This is a genomic window from Pleurocapsa sp. CCALA 161 (assembly GCF_003003995.1).
In the GTDB taxonomy this organism is placed as follows: Bacteria; Cyanobacteriota; Cyanobacteriia; order Cyanobacteriales; family Xenococcaceae; genus Waterburya.
Genome location: NZ_PVWF01000238.1, coordinates 1 through 3,091, shown reverse-complemented (window position 1 = coordinate 3,091; position 3,091 = coordinate 1). Strand labels below are relative to the sequence as shown.

4 protein-coding genes and 3 pseudogenes are annotated in these 3,091 nt (G+C 39.9%); 3 read left to right on the top strand and 4 right to left on the bottom strand.

Translation table 11 applies throughout. The features are described from left to right. The 3 genes from ureG to ureA all read right to left on the bottom strand — a co-directional run. On the bottom strand, positions 1-626 hold a 626-nt coding region (gene ureG / locus C7B62_RS25170; RefSeq protein ID WP_106244270.1), incomplete at its 3' end, for an urease accessory protein UreG. 56 nt (positions 627-682) lie between these two features. Next, entirely contained in the window at positions 683-988 is a 306-nt protein-coding gene (ureB, locus tag C7B62_RS25165; protein WP_106244267.1) for an urease subunit beta, read from the bottom strand. A gap of 104 nt (positions 989-1,092) precedes the next feature. Continuing rightward, positions 1,093-1,395 (bottom strand): urease subunit gamma, encoded by a 303-nt coding sequence (gene ureA / locus C7B62_RS25160; RefSeq protein WP_106244272.1) that lies wholly within the window; start codon positions 1,393-1,395, stop codon positions 1,093-1,095. A 209-nt stretch (positions 1,396-1,604) separates the two neighbouring features. Here ureA and C7B62_RS27315 point away from each other — a divergent pair. Beyond that, a pseudogene (locus tag C7B62_RS27315) lies at positions 1,605-1,806 on the top strand (hypothetical protein). A 34-nt stretch (positions 1,807-1,840) separates the two neighbouring features. Here the strand turns inward: C7B62_RS27315 and C7B62_RS25150 are convergent. Continuing rightward, positions 1,841-2,251, bottom strand: a pseudogene (locus C7B62_RS25150) (cation transporting ATPase C-terminal domain-containing protein); the annotation flags it as partial. A 280-nt stretch (positions 2,252-2,531) separates the two neighbouring features. On the opposite strand from C7B62_RS25150, the gene C7B62_RS25975 reads away from it, so the two are divergent. Both C7B62_RS25975 and C7B62_RS25145 read left to right on the top strand, forming a co-directional pair. Next, positions 2,532-2,684 (top strand): hypothetical protein, encoded by a 153-nt coding sequence (locus C7B62_RS25975; RefSeq protein WP_158260750.1) that lies wholly within the window; start codon positions 2,532-2,534, stop codon positions 2,682-2,684. An 81-nt stretch (positions 2,685-2,765) separates the two neighbouring features. After that, a pseudogene (locus C7B62_RS25145) lies at positions 2,766-3,005 on the top strand (pyruvate kinase); the annotation flags it as partial. Positions 3,006-3,091 lie beyond the last annotated feature (86 nt).

Here is a 3,091-nt window from a genome sequence, read left to right as displayed (position 1 = left end):
CGATTCTCTTCTACGGATTCAAATAACAATGTTGCTAAAATAAAATCTTTAACTGTCTCTAAACCTTCTCCAGTTTTACAGTTAGTGTAAATAATAGGTTTCCCTCTGCGGTGTTGTGGTGCTTGCTGGCGAATCAAATCCAAGTCTGCACCTACATAAGGTGCGATATCAATTTTATTGATGACTACCAAGTCGGCCTGAACGAAACCAGGACCATTTTTACGCGGAATATCATCCCCCGCACCGACATCGATCACAAAAATATAAGCATCTACTAGATCGTAACTAAAAGTAGAAGCCAAATTATCGCCACCGCTTTCAATAAAAATTAAATCCAACTGAGGATAAAGTAATTCTAAATCCTGTACTGCCAATAAATTCATCGTCGGATCTTCGCGGATTGCCGTATGGGGACAACTCCCAGTTTCGACACCGATAATTCTTTCAGATGCCAAAAATCCTTTACTCTTTAGACGATCTGCGTCTTCGGTGGTTAAAAGATCGTTGGTGACAACAGCCACTTCAATTCCTTGTTGCGTCAACATGGGGACTAAACATTCTAATAGCGCAGTCTTACCGCTACCAACTGGTCCCCCAATACCCAATCTTGCTACAGATTTATTCATTTAACATTTTATCTCCCTTCGAGGACGCAGTCGTTTGTCATGGAACATTGATTCAGCTAGACTTTGCCCTCAACTAAGGCATTAAAACCATATATTTCTTTACTTCCTGCCACCGTTACTAAAGTTACAGTTTTTTCATCCCCTGGTTCAAATCTTACTGCTGTACCTGCGGGAATATCGAGTCGCATTCCTTTAGTAGATTCGCGCTCAAACTGTAGTGCAGAATTTACCTCAAAAAAGTGGTAATGAGAGCCAATCTGAATCGGGCGATCGCCTGTATTACTAACCTCAATCGTAATAGTTTCTTTTCCTGCGTTTAGTTCAATTTCCCCTGGCTGGGTAATAATTTCACCTGGAATCATAATTGTCGTTTTGAATTTGATGCTTGAATTTGTTAATAATAATAATACTATTCGTAGCTTTTAGCTTTTAGCTTTTTAATTTGTCAATGTTCAATGATGAATGTTTACTGAATAGGATTATCTACCGTCACTAATTTGGTGCCGTCAGGGAAGGTTGCTTCTACTTGTATTTGATCGACCATTATTGGTATTCCTTCCATTACTTCATCAGATTTTAAGATAGTCTGACCGTAGCTCATCAATTCAGCTACCGCTCTTCCTTCTCTAGCACCTTCTAAAATAGCAGCAGAAATATACGCTACTGCTTCAGGATAGTTTAGTTTGATGCCTTTTTCTTTACGTCTTTCGGCGACTAGAGCAGCAGTGAAAATCAATAATTTGTCTTTTTCTTGAGGTGATAATCGCATAGATTTGTTCGTTTGGATTGTAATTGCGATCTTATCATTAGACAAACTGATTAACTGACAAAAGTTAGTCATGTTCAAATTCAAATGCGATTGCTTTGAACGGCGTTTTAAAAACTACGCCATTTATCAGCACCAACAAAAAAATCTTATATTAAGTATCGAGTCCTGCGGATATTGATTGAGTTTCTCTGACTGAACAAATAGTAGGGATGTCAACTCTTGAACAAATTGAAGCAGTAATTCTCACACTTCCACTTCTTGACTTCGAGAAACCGAGAAGGTGGTTTTTGGACTTAGATTATCAGCGTTGGGATAAATAGTTAGAGCAAGATGTTGCAAACGGAAAGTTAGAATCTCTAGGGTTAGAAGCGATCGCGCTCATTTGAAGCTGGTAACTGTCACATCATTTAGCATTTAGCATTAAACATCGATCGTTTATAGGTTTAATACTTCCATTTCGATCGAGATACAAGAGAAATCCTGTCAGAATAAACAGAAAACTCAACCCAGCGAGCGCAATATAACGCAACATTTCTGGCGTAATAATAAAAGCTTCGGGATTACGGGGAGTTCTGGTTATTACTTCAGGGTTTGGTGATTCGGTGGCTAAAGCCAGCGCAGCAAAGGTGTCCATGATTAAATTGACCCAAAGCATTTGGATAATGGTTAGAGGTATCGCTACGCCGATGAATGGCCCTAAGAAAACTATGCCCAAAGCAGCAACGTTAATAGTTAACTGAAAAAGAATGAATCGTTGGATGTTTTCGTAAAGAGAACGTCCCCAAATCACCGCATTGATAATACTACCGAAAGAATCGTCTAATAAGACAATATCACTGGCTTCAAGAGCGATCGCCTTTAAATTAATCTCGCTCTGCATATACTGTTACTTAATCAATAAAGCACTATCTGTAGTACTTGACTTTTTTCTTTTTTGCTTAACTTGTCACCAATGCTCTGTACCAAAATCAGGGGCTAATTTTATTACTCATAACTTCCTCAAAACATTTTCTTAATCTAAAGACAGATTAAGGAGGAAAATAAATGGTAGATTTATCCACAACATATCTAGGTAAGACATTGCGATCGCCTTTGGTGGTTGGTGCAGCAGCACCTCTAACCGAACTCCTGTTTTGATGTTGATCGGCAGCGATGGCGATCAACATCATAGTTGGCTAGCTACAGGAGAAGCTCTAGCACATTTACTCTTGAGAGCTAGAGTTGATGGTGTTTGGGCATCTTTCCTCAATCAACCAATTCAAGTCCCTCACTTGCGATCGCGCTTTTAAGCTCTATTTCCTGAAAATGGTCATCCTCAAATTCTACTTCGCCTGGGTTATGCAAAAACACCAAACTAACTACTAAAAGGAATGAATCATTCTAAAACTAAAATTGTCGCTACTATTGGTCCTGCGAGTAGTTCGCGAAGTACGATCTTGCAAATGGTACAGCGTGGCATGAATGTGGCACGGCTTAACTTTTCCCATGGAAGTTATGAAGACCATGCCCAGATGGTATCGCTGCTGCGAGGTGTGTCCCAGGAGTTAAACACCCCGATTACGATCTTGCAAGATCTTCAAGGACCAAAAATTCGTGTAGGTCAGTTGCCGAGTCAGGGATTGACATCCTCCCGCCACTAATCGGAGTACCGATATAGTGGGGGATTCCTAAGACTCACGACTTAGGTTTCTGTTTC

Bases quoted from the DNA above. Each gene is read 5' to 3' on its own strand.
- ureB (WP_106244267.1), bottom strand. From the start codon at position 988: ATGATTCCAGGTGAAATTATTACCCAGCCAGGGGAAATTGAACTAAAC.
- ureA (WP_106244272.1), bottom strand. From the start codon at position 1,395: ATGCGATTATCACCTCAAGAAAAAGACAAATTATTGATTTTCACTGCT.
- C7B62_RS25975 (WP_158260750.1), top strand. From the start codon at position 2,532: ATGTTGATCGGCAGCGATGGCGATCAACATCATAGTTGGCTAGCTACA.